This window comes from Streptomyces sp. NPDC018000 (assembly GCF_044328025.1).
Taxonomy (GTDB): Bacteria; Actinomycetota; Actinomycetes; order Streptomycetales; family Streptomycetaceae; genus Streptomyces.
Genome location: NZ_JBIRGM010000004.1, coordinates 139326 through 162159, shown reverse-complemented (window position 1 = coordinate 162159; position 22834 = coordinate 139326). Strand labels below are relative to the sequence as shown.

Below are 22834 nucleotides of genomic sequence, written 5' to 3'. Positions count from 1 at the left end.
CCGCTACAAGGGCTTTTGGCCGCCTTGCGATCACACGCACCTGCCGCCGCTCCTTGACGGGCAAACCTTGCCGGTCGCGGCACTAAGGCGTGTTTCGAAAGTCCCGTCCGGACCGATCCGGCCACCAGCAATGGTTCCATCATGGCCGAGAACGGCTGATCGCGCCGCGTGCGACCGCGGCCGCACACAGCAGCGCAGGGACCGCCGCGACCGCGAAGCAGACAGCCGTCGGCAGGCGGTCCACCAGCAGACCCACTGCCGCGGCGCCCACCGAGGACCCGGCATTGACACCCGTGTTGACCCATGCGCCCGCCTGTGTGCGGCTGTCCGCCTCCACGGACTCGTCCGCGACGAGATACGCGGTGGTCAAGGCCGGAGCGACGAAGACCCCGGCGGCCGTGACCACCGCGACCAGCACGTACACATTCGGCGACATGCCGGCCACGACCATCGCCACACCGAGACCGGCGGCCGGTACAGGCAGACGTACCCGGTTCGACGCACGCCATGAGACGGCACCGTTGACCAGCCCCCCGACCGCGCTTCCGGCGGAGAGGGCGGCCAGCACCCACACCACCGCCGCACCCTGGTGGTGCTGCTCGGTGAACGCCACCACCAGCAGATCCACGCCCCCCAGACACAGCCCCACGGCCGTTGCCACGATCGCGGCGTGCCGCAACCCGACGATGCCGAGCAGCCGCTGCCTGCGCGGCATGTTCTGTGACGCGGCGTCCTTCTCCGCCGACGGTTTCGCACCGACTCCGCGCACCGCGGGTGAGGACACCAGTGCCAGCGTGCCCACCAGCACGAGCGCGGCACTGATCGCGACGCCCGCCGCGGGGACGGCAGACCTCATCACCAGGCCCACGAGCAACGGCCCGCTGACGAAAAGCAGTTCCTCGGCGACACCGTCCAGGCTGTACGCGCGCTGCAACAACTCACGGTCGGGAACGAGACTGCTCCACAGGGTCCGCATCACCGGTCCCAGCGGCGGGCAGCAGGCGCCTGCCGTCACGGCAAGCACCCCCAGCAGGAGTGAGGAAGCCCCCGGCCGCCAGGTGACGTACGCCAGGGCGGCGAGCAGTGCGGCGTAGACACCGGCCATCGGTGGCAGGGCCCGGCACGGCCCGTACCGGTCGATCAGCGCGGCACGGACGGGGGAGAGGAAGACGCTGGCCGCCCCGAACAGGGCCATGACGGTGCCCGCGACGGAGTACGAGCCGGTGGCATCCTTCACCGCCAGCATCAGGGAGAGGGAGACCATCCCGTACGAGAGCCGCCCCAACAGAGCGGCACCGAAGGTGCGGGTGGCGTGACGGGTGCGCAGGACGGTGGCATACGAAGGAGCGCGCGAAGGCGCGGGTGAAGGCGAAAGCATGAGGACGTTCCTCGTGAGGGCAGCGCGGCACAGGGCGCTGCGGGCATGCGGGGACACCGAAGCGCCGCACCCGGTGGGACGGGGTGCGGTCAGTACGGGGTCCTACACACGGGAGAGGAACATGCCGGTCAACTTATCAGGAGCAGGACCGGTCCGAAGCCGGGAATCGGGCAGGCCCCATGTGGGTGAACGACAGCTCAGTGCAGAGCGCACAGTGTGTCTGCCGTTGCAGGCGCGCACGCTGCGCGGAGTATGGCTTCCACAGTGAAGGACAACAGCTGACGGTGGCGGGCTACGAGGCGGAACTCTCGTTCCTGAACATCTTGCAACGAACCCCCGACTTGCGCATTCACCGCGTATCGAGCGTCTGCAGTGTGCACCGAGGGGCGGACGCTGCAGCCTCTGGGGCGGGCCGCGCCCCGGGCCGCTCGGAGAACTCATGAAAGGACTGGCAATGACACTTGGCGCCGAGGACCGCATGGCCATCACGGAACTCATCTCCCTGCACGGGCATCTGATCGACGAAGGCGAACTCGACCGCCTGGACGAGCTGTTCACCGCCGATGTCGTCTACGACGCCTCGGACCTGGGCCACGGAACGATGAACGGACTGGAGGCATTCCGGGACACGGCCAGGACGATGGGGGAACACGGCCCGGTCAGTCATCTCGTCACCAATGTCATCCTCACCGAGGTCGGTGACGATCAGGTGCGCGCCCGGTCCAAGGGGATCGGAATCAAGGCGGACGGTACGAGCGGAAGTGTGACGTACGAGGACGTGATCGTACGTGGTGAGAAGGGGTGGCGCATCAACCGTCGCAAGGTCGCCGCCCGACGCAGGCCTTCCGGCACGAATGACGCGGACAAGCGGCCCGAATGACATGTCGCATGTACGCGGGTGCCGCAGGCGGACGCTGACGGCGCCCCTGCGACCGGCAGGAGCGCCGTCAACGGATTCCGGGCGACACGTCAGGTGTTCAGCATCCCTGACGTGTCGATGACCTGGCGGATCGCCCGTCCCGAAGCCAGTTCCTCCAGCGCCGTGTTGATGCCGGTCAGCGGCAGCGTGCCCGTGTGCATCTGCTCCACCGGCATCAGGCCCGCCCGCCACAGGTCCAGGAACCTCGGGATGTCGCGGCGCGGGACCGCGTCACCCATGTACGAGCCCAGCAGGGACTTGCCCTCGCCCGCGAACGCCAGGGCCGGGACCTCCAGCATCCGGTCGGGGGCGGGAAGGCCCACCGACACGACCTTGCCGCCCCGGGCCACGGCGGTGAGGCACTCGGCCATGACCTTGGGGCTGCCCACCGCCTCCACCGCCAACTCTGCGCCACCGGAAGTGAGTTCGCGCACCGCATCGATCGCGTCGCCGGGGGCGTACACATGCGTCGCGCCCAGTCGGACGGCCAGGTCGCGTTTCTCCTGGACCGGGTCGACCGCGATGATCGGGTACGCCCCCGCGGCACGGGCACCCAGGACCGCGGAGAGGCCCACGCCGCCCAGGCCGTAGACCACCGTCGACTGGCCGGGGCGCAGGGCCGCCGTATTGATGACGGCGCCCGCGCCCGTCAGGACCGCGCAGCCGAACATCGACGCCACGGTGAACGGGATGTCCTTGGGTATCGGGACCACCGACTCCTGGGCCAGCACCGCGTGTTCGGAGAAAGCCGAGACGCCCAGCTGGTGGTGGACCTGATTGCCGGAGGCGTCGGTCAGCAGCGACGGGCCGTGCAGCAGCGCACCCGAGCCGTTCGCCGCCGCTGCCTGTGCGCACAGGGCCGGGCGGCCGGCCGCGCAGTCCCCGCAGAACCCGCAGCTGGGCACGAAGACCAGCGCCACATGGTCGCCGGGGGAGACACGGCTGACACCCGGTCCGGTGTCCTGGACGACACCCACCGCCTCGTGTCCGAGCGCCATCGGCAGCGGACGGACCCGGTCGCCGTTGACCACCGAGAGGTCCGAGTGGCAGAGCGAGGCGGCCGCGATACGGACCAGCACCTCGCCCTCGCGCGGGGCGCCCAGCTCCAGCTCCTCCACCTCGACCGGGCGGGTATCGGAATAGGGGCGGGCCGTCGATGTCCCGCGCAGCACCACCGCACGGGTCCTCATGCCCGGACCTCCGGACGCGGGGCGCAGCGCAGCACGTCGCGGCTCTCCAGCAGCGGGACGATCCTGCCGAGCACGATCTCCTGGAAATGTGCCGTCTCACAGTGCGCGGTGAAGTCGGCCTCGGAGACGTACTCCTCGTACAGCACTATGGCCCGCGGGTCCTCGGTGCCCTGGTGGACCCGGTAGGCGAGATTGCCCGGCTCCTGGCGGGAGGCGGCGGCCATCGTGTCGAGCAGAGGAAGAACGGTGTTTTCCTCGCCGGCCTTGGTGCGGTAGCGGGCTACGACCACATATGTCATGGGGGACTACTCCTGGGGTGCGGAGGGCCTCTTCGACGCGGCGGGCGGGACCGGCGGCAACTGGTCCCGGCGCAGATGCCAGAGGCGGGGATCGGACGTGGCGGCCGCGGCCGACCCGAGGGCCAGCGCGAGCGCCACGTCCGCGGCGGTTTCCACGAAGCCGGCCGCGACCGACGGGGACATCGCGCGCTGTGCCTGCGCGCTCATCCGGGCCACGATCGGGGCGGGCATGATCTCGACCAGGTCCGGCGCCCCGCGTGAGATGGCGTCCGTGGAGCGGCGCAGATTGGACCGGTCGGTGACGAACACCTTCATCATCGTCAGCAGGCCGAGCGGGCGGCCCTTCTCTATGAGGGAGAGCCGGGTGCTGACCACGCCGTGCGCGCCCATGTTCTTGATGAACTCCAGCGCGCCCCGGTCCTGAGCCAGACCGGGGCTGCTGTCCACGTTCACGAACACGGTCTTCCCCGCCCGGCCCAGCGCCGGCACGACCTGGGGCAGCTGCCCCACCGCGAGCGACGCGAGGATGCACACCTTCGCCGGTGCGGTCAGGAACTGCCGCAGCGGCTGGGTGCCGACGACCGACGCGACGACCGGCACCTCGGCGAAGGCCGAGGCGAGCCGGGGGTCGAGTGCGGCACCGGACCGGGAGGGGGAAGGGGTCATGGCGAGGGCCTGCCTGGAGAAGGAGGGTTCGTGGCCGCTGACATCAGTTCAGCGGGGACGTACCGAATCGGCTGGGAAGGCCCAGTTTGCCAGGGTTGAGAATGCCGGCCGGGTCCAGGGCTTTCTTCACCGCGACGAACGTCGCGAAGCCCGCCCCGAGGGATTCCTCCAGGTAGGGGCCGCGCAGCAGACCGCAGCCGTGGTGGTGGCTGAGCGCCGCCGCGTGCTTGATGAGTACGGCGTTGGCCGCGTCCCACACCGCGCGGTACCAGTCGCGGCGTGAATCGGGCGCCACATCGCCGCGCAGCGAGAAGTAGACGCAGGCGCCGTCGGTGTACGCGTGGGACTGGTGGGCCGAGGCTACCAGGGTGCCGTCCACCGACTGGATGGCGGCGACCACCTCGTCGTAGATGACCGGGAGGTCGGTCCAGGACGCGGCCATCTCCAGGGTGTCGGCGACGAAACCCGGACCGGGCTTGAAGCCGTCGGCGGACTTGCCGACCAGCATCCGCTCGTCCAGCCAGCGTTCGAAGACCGCCTGGCTGTCCAGCTCGGGGCCGTACGTCTCGCAGACCTCCTTCGCCACCTTGATCGAGGCGTCGACGATGGCCGGGTCGCCCTCGTCGGCGATGAGCAGGAGGTTGGTCTCCGGATGACCGAAGTGGGTGCCCGACTCCAGGGTGTCGTACAGCCGCAGGACGGCCGGGGTCGCACCGCGCTGCATGATCCGGCGGCAGGCGTCCAGACCCTCCGCGAAGGTCTTGAAGCCGAACGCGGCGGCGTTCGCGTACTCCGGCAGCGGGTGGACCCGCAGACGCGCCGAGACGATGACTCCGAGGGTGCCCTCGGAGCCGACGAACAGCTGGCGCAGGTCGGGGCCGACCGCGGCGCGGGCGTAGTCGCCGTACGTGGCTCGCGTACCGTCCGCGTGCACGACCTCCACGCCGACGACCATGTCCTCGATCTTGCCGTAACGGGTCGAGAGCTGACCGGCGCCGCGGCAGGCGATCCAGCCGCCGACCGTGGAGACGGCGAACGCGGACGGCCAGTGGCCGGTGGTGACGCCGTACTCCTCCTGGAGCTGCTTCTCGAAGAGGTCGCCGAACATGCCGGCCTGGACGTCCACGATGTTCGACTCGGCGTCGAAGCCGGTGATCCGGTTCAGTCCGCAGACATCCAGGACGACGCCGCCGAAGACGGGGAGCGCCGCGCCCGTGACGTTCGAGCGGCCCGCGGACGGGGTGACCGGGATGCCGGCCTCGTGGCAGATCCGCAGCACGGCCGCGACCTGGTCGGCGTCGGCCGCCTCGACGATCACGGCGTTCGGCGTCGCCGGACGGCCCTCGGTCTCACCGATCATCGAGCCGGCCCACCAGTCACGGGTCCGGGTGACGACCTCGTCGCGGGAGGTGTGCACCGCGTGCGCGGACTCGCGCAGTGCCTCGACCACGGTCTCGGGGACCTCCACCGGGTCGGTCTGGAGGGCGGCCTCGCCGTCCCCGATCGGGGTGTTCTGCGCCCACTTGGCGAAGCTGGGGGCGCCGATCGTGTAGTTGCCCCGGTTGAACGGGTGGGTGATGGTCTGACGGCTGATCATGCTGCTGCCCCTTCGAGGAGTACGGACTTTTCGTGGCGGACGGCTGCGAGGTATTCGGAGACCGAACGTTCCACCTCGGCCTGGGAGAGGTTCAGTTCCTGGCCGAGGATCGCGCCGACGGCCTCGGCGGCGTCGACGGAGGCGTCCCGGGCGAACAGGCGGGCGCGCGTCCGGCGGGAGAGCACGTCGTCGACCGAGCGGGCCAGTTCGGCGCGGGCCGCGTAAACGACCTCCGCCTTGGTGTACGGGAGTCCCGCGACGATCGGTTCGGCCAGCGCCGGGTCGCCCTGGATCAGGTCGCCGACGAAGCGGGCCTCGGTGCCGAAGCGCTCGCCCAGGTGCGCGGCGATGCCGCCGGACGCGGCGACGGCCTCGGCGTCGTAACCGGCGCCGCCGAGCAGCGGGAGATCGGTGGTACGGCTCTTCCCCTTGCGGCCGAGGACCGTCATCACCTTGTCGATGACGAGCTCACCCATGTGCCGGCTGGTGGTGAGCTTGCCGCCGGTCACCGTCACCATGCCGGTGCGGCCGACGGTGATGTGGTGGTCGCGGCGCATGTCGAGGGTCGCGCCCTCCTTGCCGCCGACCAGCGGACGCAGGCCGCCGATGGAGCCGACCACGTCGTCCGGGGTGAGCTTCCCCTCGAAGGCGGTGTTGGCGCCCTCCAGCAGGAAGTCCATCTCCTCACGGGTGCAGTGCACATCGTCCGGGGAGCCCTGGTAGTCCTCGTCCGTGGTGCCGAGCACGACACTGTTGCCCCAGCGGGTGCAGGTCGCGCGGCGGGCCCGGCCGGGGATCGGCACGGTGACGGTGCAGTTGATCCGCACCTTGTCCCACGGCACCACGATGTGGACGCCCTTGGCGGGCCGTACCTGCGGCTTGTGACCGTCGTCCGCCTTCGCGTCGAGCTCGTCGGTCCACACCCCGGTGGCGTTGACGACGGCCCGCGAGCGGATGTCGATGATGTCGCCGTCCGCCGAGACCCGGGCGCCGGACACCTTCCCCATCTGCATCAGCAGACCCTCGGCCCTGGCACCGTTGAGGACCGTCGCGCCGAGCGCGGCGGCGGTGCGGACGATCGTGAGGACGAGGCGGGCGTCATCGGTACGGGCGTCGAAGTACATCAGCCCGCCCTTGAGGTTCTCGGCGCGCAGCGTCGGCGCCTGGGCGAGTACCTCGGGGACGGTGAGCCGCTGGTGGAGCTTGCCGATCCGCCAGCCGCCGACCAGGTCGTACGTCCACAGCAGACCCTCGAAGCCCTTGGCGAGGCGGGCGTCGAAGATGCCCTCCTTCTCCAGGATCGGGAAGAGGAACGGCAGCCTGTGCACCAGATGCGGGGCGTTCTTGCGGAAGCGGTGACGTTCCAGGAGCGAGTGGCGGACCAGGTTGACGTTGCCCTGCTCGATGTAGCGCAGGCCGCCGTGCACCATCTTCGAGGACTTCGACGACGTACCGGATGCGAAGTCGTCCTTCTCGACGAGTGCCGCGCGCAGCCCGCGCGAGGCGGCGTCGAGCACGGCGTACGCCCCGGTGATACCGCCGCCGATGACGAGCACGTCGTACGTGTCGTCGGCCAGCCGGCGCTTGAGGGCTGCCCGGTCGAGCAGCAGGGGCGTTCGGCGGGTCGCCGCGGCGCTGCGCCGCGGTTTCCGGGCGGGCATGGTGATCACAACATCAACTCCTGGTGTGTCGGTGCGGCGGCAGTGGTCGGGTACGGGCCGCCGGTGCGACGGTCGGGTGCCGTCAGCGGGGGGTGTGAGGTCCGGGGTTCTTCAGGGGGAGCAGCGCGGGGTCGTTCAGGTGGGCGATCAGCACGTCGCGCCAGGCGGACCGCTGCGCGGCGCGTTCGGCCGCGGTGATCGCGGGTTCGAAGATCCGGCCGTGCGGCTGTGCTTCGACGACCTCTTCGAGCGAGGACCACAGGCCCTGGGCGACACCGGCCAGATAGGCGGTGCCGCGCAGGCTGGCGGTCGCGGAGTCGGAGACCCGCTCCAGCGGCAGGCCGGTCAGGTCGGCCTGGATCTGCATGAGCGGGTCGCTGCCGGAGACGCCGCCGCCGACCCGGAGCCGGGTGAACGGCGTGCCCATGGTGTCGGCGACCCCGTCGATGAGGTCGCACACCGAGTGCGCGATCCCGTCCAGCACGGCGCGCGCGAGATCGGCACGGGTGGTGGCGAGGGTGAGCCCGGTGAGGGACGCGGTGGCCTCCGGGTGCCAGACCGGCGTACGGACCCCGGCGAGTGCCGGGACGAAACGCGGGGTGCGGCCCGGCCGGGTGGGGACCCGGCCCGCCTCCTCACCGAGCTCCTTCGGCGATGCGAACAGGCCCAGGTCGTCGCAGAGCCAGCGCAGCGCCGAACCCGCCGTGGAGGTGTAGGCCTCCAGGCTGTAGTGGCTGATGTCGCCCTGCCTCCGGCCGGGCTGGGCGAGCACCCCGGAGATGTCCGGCCGGGGCAGGGCGGGTGTGGTGCCGGTCGCCGCGTCGACGAAGGCGCCGGTCCCGTACACGCACATGCCCTGCCCGGCGGCGAGGCCGCCGAGCGCGACGAGTGCGGCGTGCTGGTCGCCCATGGAGGCGGCCAGCGGGACGGCGATGCCGAGGGCGGCCGGGTCGGTCGTACCGAATCCGGCGTCGTCGGAGCGGAGTTCCGGCAGCAGGTCGAGGGGGAAGCCCAGGTGGCTGATCCACTCCTCGTCCCAGGCATGCCGCTCCAGCAGATAGCCGCCGGTGGATGCGGCGTTGGTCGGGGTGGTGGCGTGCACGGCGCCGCCGGTGAGGAGCCAGATCAGCCAGGTGTCGACGGTGCCGAAGAGCAGCCGGCCCTCGCGGTGGGCGGCGGCCACCTCCGGGTGCGCGGCGATCTGCCGGGCGGCCCAGAGGAACGGGGCGCGGGCACCGACCGGCCGGCCCTGACGGGCCAGCAGCGCGGCGTCCCACTCCGCCTCGTACGCGGTGAGCTCGGTCGCGTGACGCCGGTCCTGCCACACCACCGCGGGCAGCAACGGCCGTCCGGTGACCCGGTCCCACAGCATCGCGGTGGCCCGCTGGGTGGAGAGCGCCACCGCGGTGATCTTGATGCCCTCCTCGCGGGCCCGGCCGACGGCCCGGCGTGCCACCTCGACGGTGGCGGTCCAGATTTCCATCGGGTCCTGCTCGACCGAGAGGTCGTCCGGATGGCTGACCCTGATCGACCGGTAGAACACCTCGTGGGCGGCGCCCGAGTCGAGGACGACTCCGGCCCTGGTGCCCGTGGTGCCCTCGTCGATGGACAGCACACCGCGCCGTGGGGCGGCGCCGGGGAACGTCTGCGTCATGGCAGCCCTTTCATTGCGAGCATCGCGAGCTGTGCGGAGGGAAACGGAAGGGAGGGGACCATCGTGTGATGCGGCAGGTCCGGCGGCCGGTCAGCGCGCGGTCACGGACTCCTCGGATTCCGTCGAGCCGGCCCGTGCGCCACCGGCGGCACGGTCCTGTCCGGCGGTCTCGTCGGGCGAAGCGGCCTTGGTGGGGTCCCACTTGATCGCCAGACAGGTGATCAGGCCGAGCAGCGGTACGACGGAGATCACCAGGAACGTGTCGGCGAGCCCGAGCGAGTCCTTGATCTGCGGGAAGACGTACAGCCCGGCGACACTGCCGAAGCTGCCGACCATCCCGGTGACGCCGGTGCCGAGCGCACGGACATCACTGCTGTACGAGAGCGCGGCGATGGACTTGCCGTTGGCGCCGGGGCCCGCGGAGTGGCAGAGGATGAACAGGACCGGCAGCAGGAACGCCACGGCCGTGGGTACCTTCTCGAAGGTCAGCCCCATCGCGAGCAGGGCGACGAAGACTCCGGCGAATCCGGCGGCGGAGCTGAGCCGCAGTCCGAGCCGGCGGCCGAAGTACGCGGACAGGAGCCCGCCCGCGATACCGAAGGCGTTGAAAACCATCGAGCCGATGGTGGCCTTCTCGAAGCTCTCGCCGAAGATCGTCAGGCTGATCAGCGGGAGGTACCAGCCGACCGCGAAGTACTGCATCGACTGCCCGAGCGAGATCACCGAGGAGAGGATCGTGCGCGGCAGGTACTCGCCCTTGAAGAGCAGCCCGGCCTGCCGGAATCCGATGGCGGGAGCCTCGGCGGCGGCGCGGGTCGCCTCGTCGGGCCTGCCGGCGACGGCCTTGATCCCGTAGATCCTGTCCAGGTTGACGACGGCTTCGTCCAGGCGGCCCTTGCTGGCCAGCCAGGTGGGGCTCTCCCGGAGCATCAGCCACTGGCCCACGAGCAGCGCGGCTGCGACGACCGCGGCCGAGCCGACCGACCAGCGCCAGATGTCCGCGCCGACGTCCAGGTTGAAGAAGAGCAGGGCGAGGGCGAGGTTGCTGGTGGTGGCGACGTACCAGACGGCCTGCCACAGGTTCAGCCGGCCGCCCAGCTTCGCGGGCGTGTACTCGGCGAGCAGCGCCATGGCGACCGCGAAGTCGACGCCGTACGCGACACCCACCAGCACCCGGCCGAGCCAGACGACGGTGAAGTCACCGGCGAAGGCGGCGATCAGGGCGCCCGCGATGGCGAACACCTTGGCGATGAGCAGCGGGGGGACACGGCCGATCCGGGTGGCGAGCCAGCCGCCGACCGGGTTGAAGATGATCGCCAGGGCCGGAGCGGTGGCCGTGAGGATCGAGACCTGGGTGCTGGTCAGCTCCATCTGGGACGTCATCGGTCCCAGACCGGCGCTCAGCGCGGCATTCGAATAGGCGTCGAGGAACAGCCCGCCGAACACGAGAAACCAGATGACTTGCGCTCGGCCGGTGATCTTTCCCAGCCCGTCGATGAGCGCAACGACGTCGGCGACGCCTTTGACGCTCGGACGTTGTGCCATGAATCCGCCTTCGAGGAAGACCCATCGGCGGCACGGGGAGCACAGAGAAACAGGCACGACGAAACCACCGACAGGTGGTCTATGTCTGTGCCTGTCAAAACACTGCGGAAAGCGCCGCAGCACGTGAACTGCAAAAAGTACGAACTACGCAGTGAGGTTAAGAACGAGTCAGGAGAAACGTCAAGGGTTTCCGGCAGGTTACTCAAACGTGACGCAGGGCTTGACGATGCCGGGGGCGGGGCGGGGCGGTGCGCTGTCCGCACCACCCCGCCCCGCCCCCGTGAGGTCTTCGTCAGTACCCCGCCTGCAATGCCGTTTAGGTGCCCGGCCCCACGATGCCGTCGGCCGTCAGGCCCCGGCTCGCCTGGTAGGTGCGCACTGCCGTCAGCGTCGCCGAACCGGAGCTGCCGTCCACCGCGCCCGCCACGTAGCCCTGCTCGCCCAGCAGCCGCTGAACCGCCTTGACCTGAGCGCCCGTCGAGCCGCTCCGCCGGGCCGCGTACGCGGTGAAGTCCAGCCCGTCACGGCTGGAGCCGCCACCGGTGTCCCCGCCCACCAACTGCATGTAGCGCGTCCAGTCCCAGTACCGGCCCGGGTCCGTGTGGTCGCTGCCCGCTGCCTCGTTGTGTCCGATGATGTGCGCCCGGTCCTTCGGGATCCCGTACCGGTCGCACAGATGCTTTGTCAGGGCCGCCGAAGAGCGGTACATCGTGTCCGTGAACCAGGACGGGTCGTCGACGAACCCCTCGTGTTCGATGCCGAGCGCCGAGGCGTTCTGGCCCCGCGCGTGGTACGCGGTGTCGCGGTCACGCACCATCTGGGTGATCCGGCCGTCGGAGGAACGCACCACGTAGTGGGCGCTGACTTCTGCCGTCGGGTTCTGGAACCAGCTGATCGAGCCCGCGTACGAGCCCTGTGTGACATGGATGATCACCTTGTCGATCTTCGCCGACCGGCCGACGGCGAAGTTTTCCGCATGGGCCGGAACCCACACGGCCGACGGGTAGTCGGGACTCTGGGCAGGTACGTCGGTGGTGTCGAGCGAGCCCTTGTGCGGCGAGACCGGACGGGCCGTCACCGAGATCTGCTCACCGCCGGGGACGGTGGCGTGGAGCCCGTGGGCCAGAAAGGTGTACACGGTGTCGGCGTAGAGGGCGGCGGCGTGCCCCGTCGAGCCGCTGTACCGGGCGACGGCCGGGTACCAGGCGTTGACGTCGTCGCGTTCCCGGTCGCCGAGGCCGACCTTGTCCGCGTAACCGCGCAGCACCGCCGCGCCGCCCATGATGTTGGCTGCGGTGTCGGTGCGGAGGTCGGCGAGGGGTTCGCCGGTGAGGGCGGCCGCCTGCTCCAGTGTCCGGTTCGTGGGGTTGCTCACCAGGTGCATCACGCCGTACCCGTTCGCCTGGCTGGGGCGCCCGGAGTGGCCGTCGAGATGGGTCTCGCCGTAGCCGACGGCGGCGAGCAGATCACGCGGTACGTCGAACTTCGCGGCCGCCCGTGCGAACGCCTGGTTCATCGAATGGCCGCCGGCCGGAGCGGCGAAGGCCGGGCTGCCGGTCGCGGCCAGGGCCGTGACCGTGAGGGCCGCTAGGACGGATGCGCCGACCTTGGCGTGGTGGGCGGCGGCTCGTCTGGGCATACCTGCTCCTGCTCTGTGGGGGAGAAGAACGGCCCCCGGGCCCGAGTGGGGTGGGCCCGGGGCGTGTTTCGAAAGCCCCGTCCGGCCGGGGGCGGACGACGCCACTTTCGAAACACGCCCCGGGGGCCGAAGCCCGCTGAGAGTATCGGCGTGTTCAGGGCATGACAATCACTTGACCGTGTGTCGAAGCCCTTTTCACTCCGATGCGGTTGAGGCGCAGGTCAGAGCCCTGCCCGTGACCGTTCGGCGGTCACGGGCAGGGCTGGGAGGTGGACGTCGGACGACCGGCCGCTCCCACGCGGCCCGCGACATCCGTTCAGGTCCTGAGGTCAACGCCCGTGGTAGCCCCGGGCGTTGACGTCCACCCGCACGATCTGCGGGTCGTGGTCGCTTGCCTGGTTCGCGAACTCCGCGTTGATGTGCACCACGTCGTAGTCGAAGCGGCGGACGCCGGGGCTGGTCAGAATGTGGTCCAGCGTCTGCGAGTTGCCCTCGTAGACATAGCTGTACTGCTCGTTCGCGGGCAGCGTGGTGATCAGTGGCTTGAGTACCTTGCCGCTGGTCAGCGCGTCCATCGTCGGGGAGAAGGCGAAGTCGTTGAGGTCGCCGAGCGTGATGATCCGGGCCGAATCGTCCGCGGCCAGCAGCGACTTGACGAAGGTGTTCACCTCTGTCGCCTGCTTCACCCGCTTGGTCTCCGAGTTGCGCCGCGGCTCCTGGTACCGGCCGTGCAGGGGCTGGTCGCCGCCCTTGGACGTGAAGTGGTTGGCGATGACGAAGACCGGCTTCCCATGGAAGCGGAACTCGCCGACGAGCGGCTTGCGACTGTCGGCCCACGCATCGTCGGCCGGGGCGATCCGGCCGGGCGATGCCGAGAGCTTCACCCCCTTCTTCGTCTTCACCGCGCTCACGGCGGTGGTCGCGTCGCCGCCCGCGCGGTCCACGAAGTCGACCCTCTCGGGATTGAAGAGGAAGACGTTACGGATGTTGCCGCCGGGTTCGCCGCCGTCCTTGCCGTTCTCGGGGGCGATGTACCGCCATGCGTACTGCGGACCGCCCGCGGCCACGATCGCGTCGGTGAACCGCTTCAGCGTCGCCTCTGAGCCGACCGTGCCGTCGTTCACCGCACCGTTGTCGTCCTGGATCTCCTCCAGCGACACGATGTCCGGGGAGGAGAGGTTGGCCGCGACGCCCTTGGCGAGGTCGTCGAACTTGGCCTGCTCGTCGAGGGCGTCCAGGTTCTCCACGTTGTACGTGGCGACGGCGAGCTCGTTGCCCTTCTGCTTCCGCGTGACTTCGCGCCGGAGGCGGTTGTCGGTGAGCGTGCCGAGCTCGGTGGCCTGGAGGCTGTAGCCGCCGAAGGACGCGTAGTCCACGACGCCGGTGGTGGCGCCGGACAGCTCGTCGCCCACGTCGGCGACGGGCACGGGCCGGGCCGGGTCGAGCGACATCACCTTGATTCGGCCGGTGTTCTGGTCGTCGTACGAGGAGTACAGCGTGCCGCCCCGACGGGTCCGGTTCTCGTCCGGCTTGACGGTCACCCAGACCTCGTCGTACGCGGTCGTCGCCCCCGTCACCCGGGTGTCGGAGATCCGGACCCGGGCGCCTTCGAGCGACTCGTAGAAGTCGAGGGCGTACACCGACGGGGCGAGGGCCAGCGGGTCGATCGAACCGCCGCCCGCCGAGGGGACGTACGCGTCCGGCACCGAGGCCGCGTCGAGCACGACCGGGGCCGGCAGCGCGTTGCCCGAGGACAGGACCGTCGTCTTCGGGGCGGTGATCTCGGTGATCGACTGGGTGGTCGACGACGGGTAGTACTCGTCCACCTTGCCGCTGACCAGCACCGAGTCGCCCACGGCGACGTTTGGCGCGGTGGAGCCGGTGTAGACGAACACACCCTCGCTGGTACGGGGGTCCGTGTCCGGCGTGGTGTCCTGGATCCAGAAGCCGCGCGAACCGGTGGTCCGTACGCCGGTGACGATGCCGGGGACACCGGCCACCGGCCGGCCCTTCAGCGGCGACACACGGGTGGTGCCCTGGATGTCGTGGATCCGGACGGTGCCTGGTTCGGTCGGGCCGCCGGGGTCCTCCGGACCGGATCCACCGGATGTCTCACCGGCCGAGTTGACCGGTGTCGGGGTGCCCGCGGTGAGGTCGTGGGCGTTGTCGTCGGTGTCGGCGAGGGACGTACCGCGCGCCACCGAGGAGGTGTTCGACGCTCCCGCCGCCGGGCCGCTGCCCTCCCGTACGACCGCGGTGCCGTAGCCGACGAGGTCCACGATCCGCGTGTCGGCGGCGCAGTCAGCCGCCGTCTTGCAGGTCAGCGGAGTCTTGCCGGAGACAAGCGCGACGGTTCCGCCGCCGGCTGCCATCGCGACCGTGCCGGTGGCGTCCGGCGTCGGCAGGGCGACGGTTCCGCCGGTGCCCGCTGCCTCGGCGACGAGGTAGCGGCCACCGGGAGCGACGGACCCGCTCAGCGCGGAGACCTGCCACAGCGAACCGGCGGAAGGCGCGGCGGGCAGATACTGCACGCTGAGACCGGAGAGGTCGTACGCGGCGGAACCGGCATTGGCCAGCTCGATGAAGTCGCGGGTGAGCGCCGCACCCGAGTTGCCCCCGCCGCCGTACACCTCGGAGATCACGGCGGTCGAGGACGGAGCCGCGAAGGCGGCGGGCAGCGCGGTGGCTGAGAGGGTTACGGCGACGGCGCCGGCCAGCAGGACGGAACGGGGTCTGGATATGTGCACGGTGGGCTGCTCCCGAAGTGTGGTGAGGGCAAAAACTATGCGCGTAGAACCAGCCGTGACAAGACATCAGAAGTTAATTCCAGAAATCGTCGAGGCGGCCCGGAGGCGATGGGGCGACAGGCGGAGGTGTGGTGGGGCCTTCGGGCCGGTCACGGCTCGGCATGCAACCAAAAGGTTGCCTATGGTGGGGTAGGGAAGGCGAGCAGGCGATGGTGACCGTGTTGGCGGATGGTGACGGTGATGGCGGCGATGGACCCGATATTCAAGGCGCTCGCCGATCCGAGCCGCAGGGAGCTGCTCGACCGGCTCGACGCGCGGGGCGGCCAGACCCTGCGCGAGCTGGGCGAGGGTCTGGGCATGAGCCGGCAGGCGGTGAGCAAGCACCTGGCGGTGCTGGAATCGGCGCTGCTGGTCACCGCTGTGCGCCAGGGCCGGGAGAAGCTGCACTACCTCAACCCGGTGCCGATCCAGGAGGTCGCAGACCGCTGGATCGGCCGGTACGAACGTCACCGTCCGACCGCGCTGTCCCGCATCGAACAGACCCTGGAAGGAACGGCCATGGACAAGCCCGAGTTCGTCTACGTCATTTACATCCAGACCACCGCCGGGAAGCTCTATCAGGCGCTGACCGACCCCGAGTTCATCAAGATCTACATGGGCGGTTACGGCCCCGAGTCGACTTGGGAGGTCGGTGCGCCGGTGCGCTGGAAGATGGACCCGGACGGCGAGTTCGAGGAGGTCGGCCAGCGGGTCCTGGAGGCGGAGCCCGGCAAGCGGCTCTCGTACACCTGGCACACCCTGCAGCCCATGCACCGCCAGATGTTCGACTTCGCCTCGGACGAGGAGTGGGACAAGGCCGTCCGGGAGCGGTCGAAGGTCACCTTCGACATCGAGCCTGCCGACGAGCCCGAGATGGGCATCAAGCTGACGATCACCCATGACGGGTTCGACAGCCCGGACAGCAAGATGCTGGAGGGTGTCAGCGGCGGCTGGGTCGCGATCGTCTCGTCGCTCAAGACCCTTCTGGAGGGCGGGAAGTTCCTCGACGAGCCGGCCTGACACAGGCGGCCGCCACGGCTTTCTCCAGGGCCGGAGGGGGTGGCCCTCTCACGCCAGGCTGTCCGGGACGACATGCATGGCCGCTTCCTCGGCCGATGCCGCCGCTCCGTCGATCCCGACGTCCTCGGCTGCGAGGGTGTCCGGCTCATTGATGTCCAGCTGCCGGGTGAGACGGCCGGCGCGTACCGAACCGACCTCCGCGTCCCAGAGCTCGCCGTCACCGTCGGACAGATCTCCCAGGTCGTCACCGTCGGCTTCGGTGACATCGGGCAGTTCCCGTGCCAGGCGGCCCTCCAGTGGCTCGCCACTGTGCTGTTCGGCGGCCGTGGTGCCCCGGTCTTCCACCGCCCACGGCCGCTCGGGCGGGGAGTAGCCCTCGTCGAGGAGGTCGGTCAGCCCCCGGTTGTCCAGGGTGTCCTCGAGGACGAGCTGCTCGGTGGGGTCGGAGGCCTCTGGCTCTTGGGGCTGGTAGACATCGTCTCCCATGTCGGCATCCTTCATGGTGTGTCCCTTCCCGGTTTCGGGGATCCCGGTCGTGCATGCCGCACACGCGACTCGGGGGAAAGGGGGCATGTCTTCGATAAGCGCCCGAGTGCCGTCGAACCGCCCGTATGGCTTCAGGATAAGGCCGACCGGCCCGAGTGGCCCGGGTATCGGCCCGCAGCCGCGGGCCGCTGCCCGGGCGCGGTGGGCTCGTCCGGGGGACGATGGGATGTGCAGGCGGACCATGCCCTGTCCCATCCGTATCGGGAGAACCGCCATGGATTACCCGGAGAGCTACCAGTTGGTATTTCAGGCGTCCGCTGTGGAGGACGACACGGTGATCGTCCGGCGTACGGCGCAGTCGGGGGCGGGCGGATACCCGATCTACGAGGACGAGACCGGAATCGTGCGCGCGGAGATCAGCGACCGAGGAGAGGTGCGCATGCTCGCCAGCGGCGGACACCAGGTGCTCGGCACCCCGCTGGTGGTGCGGGAGCCGAGTGCCTGAATGCGCCTGACGCCTGTCCGGCGGATCATGACCGTACGGCAGGGAGGTCAGCCCTCGGTCCAGCCGTGGTTCTTGGCGAACTGCAGCAACCCGCTCCGGACCTGCAGAATCTGAGCACCCGTCAGTGACGGTGCCGACTGCAGCAGGACGTCGGTCACCTCCTTGGTGTACTCGGCCGCACTGAGCACATCGCACAAGGCGTCGTCGTCCGCCGCCCGGGAAGCATTGACCGCAGCGGGCCTGGGAGGAGTCAGCGGCTTTCCGTCGGGGCCCTCGGCGAGCCGGACGGATGACGCCTTCAGTCCGCGGTCACCGTCCTCGATCTCGAACTCGACCGCCGTACCCGTGTGTACGTAGGACTCAGGGATCAACATGTCGTTCACATGGAGAAACACATCCTCACCGCCGTGATCGGGTGAGATGAAGCCGTATCCCCGTGCGCCGTCGAACCGCACCACGCGACCAGAAACCACACCAACCCCCAAGAAAGAATCGGGCCCCTTGCCCATGTGCCACACATGGCTCGACCGGAGAATAGCCCCGCGCGGCCGGGCGGCGCGACCCGATCGCGGGGAATCGCCGGTACCGGGGCGAGGGCTTCGGGCCGGGCGGCGGCCGGGGGTGTACGGGTCGGAGCGCGGCACCCGATGAGGACAGGAGATGTCCGCAAGCCTGCGTGGCGTGCCGTCCATGGCCGCGAAGAGGGTGAGCTCCCGCCGTCGCGCTACGGCAGCAGTCCTGCCCGCCGTGCCGCCACCACCGCCTCCAGACGTGTGTGCGCACCCAGCTTCCGCATCGCCGAACGCAGATACCCCTTCACCGTCTCCGGCCGCAGTCCCAGCCGCTCCGCCACCACCGCGTTCGTCGTCCCCGCCGCCACGCAGGCCAGCACATCCACCTCGCGCGGCGCCAGGTGCACCCCGCAGGGCTTCGGCGCGCGGGCCCCGGCCGCCGAGGTGAGCCGCCCGCACACCGAGAGCAACTCGTCGCGCAGCGCCGGGTCGACGATCTTCGGGATCAGGGAACGCAGTTCGCGATGGGCCTCGCGGACGTCCTCCCAGGCCTCCGGCGCCGCCCTCGGGTCCGTGACCTGCTCCCGGGTCACGGACAGGAGCTGCTGCACCTCGTCCCGTACGACCAGGGTCTGTTCCACATCGCGGGCAGCGGCGACCGCCGCGTCGAACGTACGGTCCCCGAGCGCGATCGGCTCGCGCAGCGCCCCGTACAGCACGCCGCGCACTTTACGCCGTACGACGACGGGCACCGCGACCACCGAGCGCAGGCCCTCCGCCGCCACCGCCAGGTCGTACTCGTGGCTGATGTGCCGCGAGGAGCGGTAGTCGGTCACCGCACACGGCCGGGACAGGGCGATCGACTTGCCGCCGAGCCCGCTGCCCGCCGAGATCACGAGGCCGCGCAGGACGGTGGTCTGCGCCCCGTTCAGCTCGGCGATCCGGGCATGCCGGGCGTCCGAGAGCAGCCCGCCGAAGGCCACGGGCAGCCCACTGGTCCGGCGCAGCCGCAGCAGCGCTGCTTGCATCTCGACCGCATCGACGGGTTCCGGCACGCTGACGCCTCTCTGCCCGGTCCTTGCCGGGCCGCAGGGGATCGACAGCCTCGCCTGCTGCACCCCCGTTCGGGGGTAGTGAGACCTGGATCACCGTTTACATGATGTCAAACGACCGGTTTACATGATGTGAAACGACCGGTCCGGAATGAGGAGGGCACATGTCGGCAACCAGCGCGACGGAAACGTTTCGGGCCGCCCGGGACTTTCTGCTGCGGCATCGCGAGGATTACCACGCGGCCTACGAGGGCTTCCGCTGGCCCCGGACCGGCCATTTCAACTGGGCGCTCGACTGGTTCGACGCCGTCGCCGAGAACAACGACCGCACCGCCCTGCATATCGTGGAGGAGGACGGCGGCCGCACCGAGGTGTCCTTCGCCCGGATGTCCGCCCGCTCCAACCAGGCCGCGAACTGGCTTTGCGCCCAGGGCGTACGGGCCGGGGACCGCATCCTGGTCATGCTCGGCAACCAGGTCGAGCTGTGGGAGACGGCCCTCGCCGCGATGAAGCTGCGCGCCGTCGTCATCCCTGCCACCCCGCTCCTCGGCCCGGTCGATCTGCGCGACCGGGTGGAGCGCGGCCGGGTCCGGCACGTCCTGGTACGGCACACCGACACCGCCAAGTTCGACGAGGTGCCCGGCGACTACACCCGGATCTCGGTCGGTGCCGACATTCCCGGCTGGCTGTCGTACACCGGCGCAGACGACCAGCCGGAGACCTTCGGGGCGGACCGGGAGACCGACGCCGACGAGCCGCTGATGCTCTACTTCACCTCCGGTACGACCGCCAGCCCCAAGCTCGTCGAGCACACACATGTCTCCTACCCCGTGGGCCACCTGTCGACGATGTACTGGATCGGCCTCAAGCCCGGGGACGTCCACCTCAACATCTCCTCGCCCGGCTGGGCCAAGCACGCCTGGTCGAATCTCTTCGCGCCCTGGAGCGCCGAGGCGACCGTGTTCATCTTCAACTACACCCGCTTCGACGCGGGCCGGCTGATGGCCGAGATGGACCGCTCGGGCGTCACCAGCTTCTGCGCACCGCCCACCGTCTGGCGGATGCTGATCCAGGCCGACCTCTCCCAGCTGAAGACCCCGCCGCGCGAGGTCGTCGCGGCTGGTGAGCCGTTGAACCCGGAGGTCATCGAGACGGTACGGCGCACCTGGGGCGTCACCATCCGGGACGGCTTCGGTCAGACCGAGACCGCCGTCCAGGTCGCCAACACCCCGGGCCAGCTGCTGAAGGCCGGGTCGATGGGCCGGCCCAGCCCCGGCTTCAAGATCGAGCTCCTCGACCCGGTCACCGGTGAGCCCGGCGCGGCCGAGGGTGAGATCTGCCTCGATCTGTCGGACCGTCCGGTGGGTCTGATGACCGGCTACCACGGCGACCCGGACCGGACCGCCCAGGCCATGGCGGGCGGCTACTACCGCACCGGAGACATCGGCTCCCGCGACGAGGACGGCTACATCACCTATGTCGGCCGCGCCGACGACGTCTTCAAGGCATCCGACTACAAGATCTCGCCCTTCGAGCTGGAGAGCGCCCTGCTGGAGCACGAGGCGGTCGCCGAGGCCGCCGTCGTCCCGGCCCCCGATCCGGTACGGCTCGCGGTGCCGAAGGCGTACATCGTGCTCGCGGAGGGCTGGGAGCCCGGACCGGACACGGCGAAGATGCTCTTCGAGCACTCCCGGGCGGTCCTCGCCCCGTACAGGCGAGTCCGCCGGCTGGAGTTCGCCGAGCTGCCCAAGACCGTCTCCGGCAAGATCCGCCGCATCGAGCTGCGCGAGCGCACGGCCCAGGGCACCGGAACCGAGTACGACGAGGGGGATCTGCGATGAGCGAGCAGTCCTACGCACACGGCACCGGCACCTCGGCGCTGCTCGGCGACACCATTGGACGCAACCTCGACCGCGCGGTCGAGGCGTTCGGTGAGCGCGAGGCGCTCGTCGACGTCGTATCGGGGCGACGCTGGACGTACGCCGAATTCGGCGCGGCGGTCGACGAGCTGGCGCGAGCGCTGATGGCGTCGGGCGTGGCCAAGGGGCACCGGGTGGGGATCTGGGCGGTCAACTGCCCCGAGTGGGTGCTCGTGCAGTACGCCACCGCCCGCATCGGCGCCGTCATGGTCAACCTCAACCCGGCCTACCGGGCGCACGAGCTGGAGTACGTACTGAAGCAGGCCGGGATCTCACTCCTCGTCTCCTCGCTCTCGCACCGCACCAGTGACTACCGCGCCCTGGTCGACCAGGTCCGCGCGGGCTGCCCCGCCCTGCGCGCCGTGCACTACATCGGCGACCCGTCCTGGGACGAGCTGCTGGCCGTGTCCGGAGCCGTGACGGCGGAGCAACTTGCCGCCCGGGAAGCCGAGTTGTCCTGCGGCGACCCGATCAACATCCAGTACACCTCCGGCACCACCGGCTTCCCCAAGGGCGCCACCCCGCCCCGGGCGCTGTCAGGCGGCCTCGATGATGTCGCCGGAAACGCCCCGGGTCGCGGCCGCCCATTCGATCAGCAGTACCTCGTAGGCTGCGGACTCCGCGGAGGACCAGTCCTGTCCGGCTCGAGCGTCGACCAGAGCCCGTATCGCCTCGTTCGCCTTGGTGGCGGACGGGGTCGGTCGGGTCGTGCGCGGCGGGTGGAAAGGTGGTGTGTTCCGTGGAGTTAAAGCCATGCCCCCTACCTTAGGGCCCGCCACTGACAACCGACCGAACATTTGTGGCCCTCGGCCCGAAAGTGACCGATTGCACTCACTGTTGCCGGTCGGTTCCGCTGAGGTGCGGGTCGTGTTAGGCGCGCGGGATCTCGCGCCGCATGCAGACCCTCGGTCAGCGGTCCAGCCCGTGTTTCGCCTCCTCCGCCCTGATCTTCCTCAGCCCGTCGGTGAGTTCGGCCTCGCCCAGCGTGCGGAAACCGAGGCGAGCGTAGTACGCCGCGTTCCACGGGACGTGGGAGAAGGTCGTCAGCGTCAGCGCGCCCAACCCCCGCTCGCGCGCCCACCCGGCGAGGTGGTCGATGAGAGTGCTGCCCAGGCCGCGCCGTGCGGCGCACGGATGGACGGAGACCTGTTCTATGTGGGCCGCGTCGGCCTCAGGCGCCGGTGCTGATCAGCTCGTCCGCCGCGCTGTTGACCGGCTGCGGCATTCCCGTGAGGTCCATGGCGAAGAGCGGGATGCCGAGGCCGTCCGCGCGTGCTTCGGCGTCCTGCGCATACCCCGCGAGCGAGAAGAAGACACCCGTGACCGACGCGCTCAGCGCGTTCAGCCAGAGGCACTCGACGTCGCGCAGGGTGGCCGGGCGGGTGGCAGCGTCGACCTGGGCGATCAGCCCGGTGGCCCGCAGGTCGATCCGCGCGGGGGAACGGTCCGCCGGCTGTACGACATCGCGGTAGCCCAGCCATTTCAGATACAGGGCGGCGCTTGCGACCGCATCGCGTGCCGTACGGATCGGCAGGGGCTGGAACACCGGCCTGGGCGGCGGCGCCGTATGCGGCAGCGGAATGCGGGACGGCCGGCCGCGCCGGGCCCCGTCGGCGGCTCCGGGGGTGCTGTCGGTTTCCGTCACCGGCCGGACAGGTATCCGCAGCACCGTCCCACACGGACAGCACAGCTCCGGCTGCGGCCACTGGTCGTGGCGCCCGCAGCTGCGACAGCGCACCGTCACCCAATCGTCGTTCCACGTGCGGTGCGTGATCGGCACGACCGGGGCGCCGCGCAGTACGGCAGGGGCGGTCGGCGCGCCGCACGGACAGGGATAGGCCGGCGTGCTGTACGCGTGGTCACGGCGGCAGGCCGGGCAGCGTACCGGCACCGACTCCACCATGAACTCCCTCCGGCCCCGGGTGCGTGCCCCGGCGCACCGGGGCACGCCGGTGCCGACCGATACGGCCCGACTCCGCTCCGTGCCCCCATGCTCCACCAGGAGC

At 70.2% G+C, this 22834-nt stretch carries 19 protein-coding genes and 2 pseudogenes; 5 read left to right on the top strand and 16 right to left on the bottom strand.

Going from position 1 to position 22834, the window contains the following annotated elements; genetic code table 11:
- Positions 1-139: 139 nt before the first annotated feature.
- Complete coding sequence (locus ACH4EW_RS12460; RefSeq protein WP_398255112.1) at positions 140-1378, bottom strand: MFS transporter; 1239 nt, start codon at positions 1376-1378, stop codon at positions 140-142.
- Positions 1379-1832: 454 nt separating this feature from the next.
- On the opposite strand from ACH4EW_RS12460, the gene ACH4EW_RS12455 reads away from it, so the two are divergent.
- Positions 1833-2258, top strand: coding sequence for a nuclear transport factor 2 family protein (locus tag ACH4EW_RS12455; protein ID WP_398255110.1), 426 nt, complete (start codon positions 1833-1835; stop codon positions 2256-2258).
- Positions 2259-2347: 89 nt separating this feature from the next.
- On the opposite strand, the gene ACH4EW_RS12450 is transcribed toward ACH4EW_RS12455, so the two are convergent.
- The 9 genes from ACH4EW_RS12450 to ACH4EW_RS12410 form a co-directional block, all read right to left on the bottom strand.
- Complete coding sequence (locus ACH4EW_RS12450; RefSeq protein ID WP_398255108.1) at positions 2348-3487, bottom strand: zinc-binding dehydrogenase; 1140 nt, start codon at positions 3485-3487, stop codon at positions 2348-2350.
- Positions 3484-3786 carry a putative quinol monooxygenase gene (locus ACH4EW_RS12445; protein ID WP_398255106.1) on the bottom strand — a complete coding sequence of 101 codons (303 nt, stop codon included), beginning with the start codon at positions 3784-3786 and terminating at the stop codon, positions 3484-3486. The genes ACH4EW_RS12450 and ACH4EW_RS12445 overlap by 4 nt, the downstream gene beginning before the upstream one ends.
- 6 nt (positions 3787-3792) lie before the next feature.
- Positions 3793-4452: a glycerol-3-phosphate responsive antiterminator gene (locus ACH4EW_RS12440; RefSeq protein ID WP_398255104.1), complete on the bottom strand. Its 660-nt coding sequence runs from the start codon at positions 4450-4452 to the stop codon at positions 3793-3795.
- A gap of 43 nt (positions 4453-4495) precedes the next feature.
- On the bottom strand, positions 4496-6049 hold the full coding sequence (locus ACH4EW_RS12435; RefSeq protein ID WP_398255102.1) for an FAD-binding oxidoreductase: 1554 nt from the start codon (positions 6047-6049) through the stop codon (positions 4496-4498).
- Positions 6046-7719, bottom strand: a complete 1674-nt coding sequence (locus tag ACH4EW_RS12430) for an FAD-dependent oxidoreductase (RefSeq protein WP_398255100.1) — start codon at positions 7717-7719, stop codon at positions 6046-6048. The genes ACH4EW_RS12435 and ACH4EW_RS12430 overlap by 4 nt, the downstream gene beginning before the upstream one ends.
- Positions 7720-7792: 73 nt before the next feature.
- Positions 7793-9364: an FGGY family carbohydrate kinase gene (locus ACH4EW_RS12425; RefSeq protein ID WP_398255098.1), complete on the bottom strand. Its 1572-nt coding sequence runs from the start codon at positions 9362-9364 to the stop codon at positions 7793-7795.
- Between the two features lie 90 nt (positions 9365-9454).
- Complete coding sequence (locus tag ACH4EW_RS12420) at positions 9455-10909, bottom strand: MFS transporter (protein WP_398255096.1); 1455 nt, start codon at positions 10907-10909, stop codon at positions 9455-9457.
- Between the two features lie 316 nt (positions 10910-11225).
- Positions 11226-12548 carry an N-acetylmuramoyl-L-alanine amidase gene (locus ACH4EW_RS12415; RefSeq protein ID WP_398255094.1) on the bottom strand — a complete coding sequence of 441 codons (1323 nt, stop codon included), beginning with the start codon at positions 12546-12548 and terminating at the stop codon, positions 11226-11228.
- 329 nt (positions 12549-12877) lie between these two features.
- On the bottom strand, positions 12878-15295 hold the full coding sequence (locus ACH4EW_RS12410) for an endonuclease/exonuclease/phosphatase family protein (RefSeq protein WP_398255092.1): 2418 nt from the start codon (positions 15293-15295) through the stop codon (positions 12878-12880).
- 249 nt (positions 15296-15544) lie between these two features.
- Between ACH4EW_RS12410 and ACH4EW_RS12405 the strand changes: the two genes are divergently transcribed.
- On the top strand, positions 15545-16354 hold the full coding sequence (locus tag ACH4EW_RS12405) for an ArsR/SmtB family transcription factor (RefSeq protein ID WP_398256008.1): 810 nt from the start codon (positions 15545-15547) through the stop codon (positions 16352-16354).
- Between the two features lie 48 nt (positions 16355-16402).
- Here ACH4EW_RS12405 and ACH4EW_RS12400 read toward each other — a convergent pair whose 3' ends face one another.
- On the bottom strand, positions 16403-16855 hold the full coding sequence (locus ACH4EW_RS12400; RefSeq protein ID WP_398255090.1) for a DUF5709 domain-containing protein: 453 nt from the start codon (positions 16853-16855) through the stop codon (positions 16403-16405).
- A gap of 259 nt (positions 16856-17114) precedes the next feature.
- Here ACH4EW_RS12400 and ACH4EW_RS12395 point away from each other — a divergent pair, with 259 nt between their 5' ends.
- On the top strand, positions 17115-17345 hold the full coding sequence (locus tag ACH4EW_RS12395; protein WP_093895936.1) for a DUF6296 family protein: 231 nt from the start codon (positions 17115-17117) through the stop codon (positions 17343-17345).
- Positions 17346-17392: 47 nt separating this feature from the next.
- Here the strand turns inward: ACH4EW_RS12395 and ACH4EW_RS12390 are convergent, their stop codons facing one another.
- Positions 17393-17818, bottom strand: a complete 426-nt coding sequence (locus tag ACH4EW_RS12390) for a cold-shock protein (protein ID WP_398255087.1) — start codon at positions 17816-17818, stop codon at positions 17393-17395.
- 251 nt (positions 17819-18069) lie between these two features.
- Positions 18070-18912, bottom strand: coding sequence for a response regulator transcription factor (locus ACH4EW_RS12385; RefSeq protein ID WP_398255085.1), 843 nt, complete (start codon positions 18910-18912; stop codon positions 18070-18072).
- Between the two features lie 161 nt (positions 18913-19073).
- Between ACH4EW_RS12385 and ACH4EW_RS12380 the strand changes: the two genes are divergently transcribed.
- Positions 19074-20750, top strand: a complete 1677-nt coding sequence (locus ACH4EW_RS12380) for an AMP-binding protein (protein WP_398255083.1) — start codon at positions 19074-19076, stop codon at positions 20748-20750.
- Positions 20747-21349 (top strand): annotated as a pseudogene (locus tag ACH4EW_RS12375) (AMP-binding protein); the annotation flags it as partial. The gene ACH4EW_RS12380 and the pseudogene ACH4EW_RS12375, both read left to right, overlap by 4 nt.
- Before the next feature lie 15 nt (positions 21350-21364).
- On the opposite strand, the gene ACH4EW_RS12370 reads toward ACH4EW_RS12375, so the two are convergent.
- The 3 genes and pseudogenes from ACH4EW_RS12370 to ACH4EW_RS12360 form a co-directional block, all read right to left on the bottom strand.
- Complete coding sequence (locus tag ACH4EW_RS12370; RefSeq protein ID WP_398255081.1) at positions 21365-21583, bottom strand: hypothetical protein; 219 nt, start codon at positions 21581-21583, stop codon at positions 21365-21367.
- Between the two features lie 157 nt (positions 21584-21740).
- Positions 21741-22004, bottom strand: a pseudogene (locus tag ACH4EW_RS12365) (GNAT family N-acetyltransferase); the annotation flags it as partial.
- Positions 22000-22728, bottom strand: a complete 729-nt coding sequence (locus ACH4EW_RS12360; protein WP_398256006.1) for a hypothetical protein — start codon at positions 22726-22728, stop codon at positions 22000-22002. The pseudogene ACH4EW_RS12365 and the gene ACH4EW_RS12360, both read right to left, overlap by 5 nt.
- Between the last annotated feature and the right edge of the window lie 106 nt (positions 22729-22834).

Coding starts and splice junctions, on each gene's coding strand:
- ACH4EW_RS12370 (WP_398255081.1), bottom strand. CDS start 21,583: ATGGCTTTAACTCCACGGAACACACCACCTTTCCACCCGCCGCGCACG.
- ACH4EW_RS12445 (WP_398255106.1), bottom strand. CDS start 3,786: ATGACATATGTGGTCGTAGCCCGCTACCGCACCAAGGCCGGCGAGGAA.
- ACH4EW_RS12440 (WP_398255104.1), bottom strand. CDS start 4,452: ATGACCCCTTCCCCCTCCCGGTCCGGTGCCGCACTCGACCCCCGGCTC.
- ACH4EW_RS12415 (WP_398255094.1), bottom strand. CDS start 12,548: ATGCCCAGACGAGCCGCCGCCCACCACGCCAAGGTCGGCGCATCCGTC.
- ACH4EW_RS12455 (WP_398255110.1), top strand. CDS start 1,833: ATGACACTTGGCGCCGAGGACCGCATGGCCATCACGGAACTCATCTCC.
- ACH4EW_RS12380 (WP_398255083.1), top strand. CDS start 19,074: ATGTCGGCAACCAGCGCGACGGAAACGTTTCGGGCCGCCCGGGACTTT.
- ACH4EW_RS12435 (WP_398255102.1), bottom strand. CDS start 6,049: ATGATCAGCCGTCAGACCATCACCCACCCGTTCAACCGGGGCAACTAC.
- ACH4EW_RS12420 (WP_398255096.1), bottom strand. CDS start 10,909: ATGGCACAACGTCCGAGCGTCAAAGGCGTCGCCGACGTCGTTGCGCTC.
- ACH4EW_RS12405 (WP_398256008.1), top strand. CDS start 15,545: ATGGACCCGATATTCAAGGCGCTCGCCGATCCGAGCCGCAGGGAGCTG.
- ACH4EW_RS12460 (WP_398255112.1), bottom strand. CDS start 1,378: ATGCTTTCGCCTTCACCCGCGCCTTCGCGCGCTCCTTCGTATGCCACC.
- ACH4EW_RS12425 (WP_398255098.1), bottom strand. CDS start 9,364: ATGACGCAGACGTTCCCCGGCGCCGCCCCACGGCGCGGTGTGCTGTCC.
- ACH4EW_RS12450 (WP_398255108.1), bottom strand. CDS start 3,487: ATGAGGACCCGTGCGGTGGTGCTGCGCGGGACATCGACGGCCCGCCCC.
- ACH4EW_RS12395 (WP_093895936.1), top strand. CDS start 17,115: ATGGATTACCCGGAGAGCTACCAGTTGGTATTTCAGGCGTCCGCTGTG.
- ACH4EW_RS12400 (WP_398255090.1), bottom strand. CDS start 16,855: ATGAAGGATGCCGACATGGGAGACGATGTCTACCAGCCCCAAGAGCCA.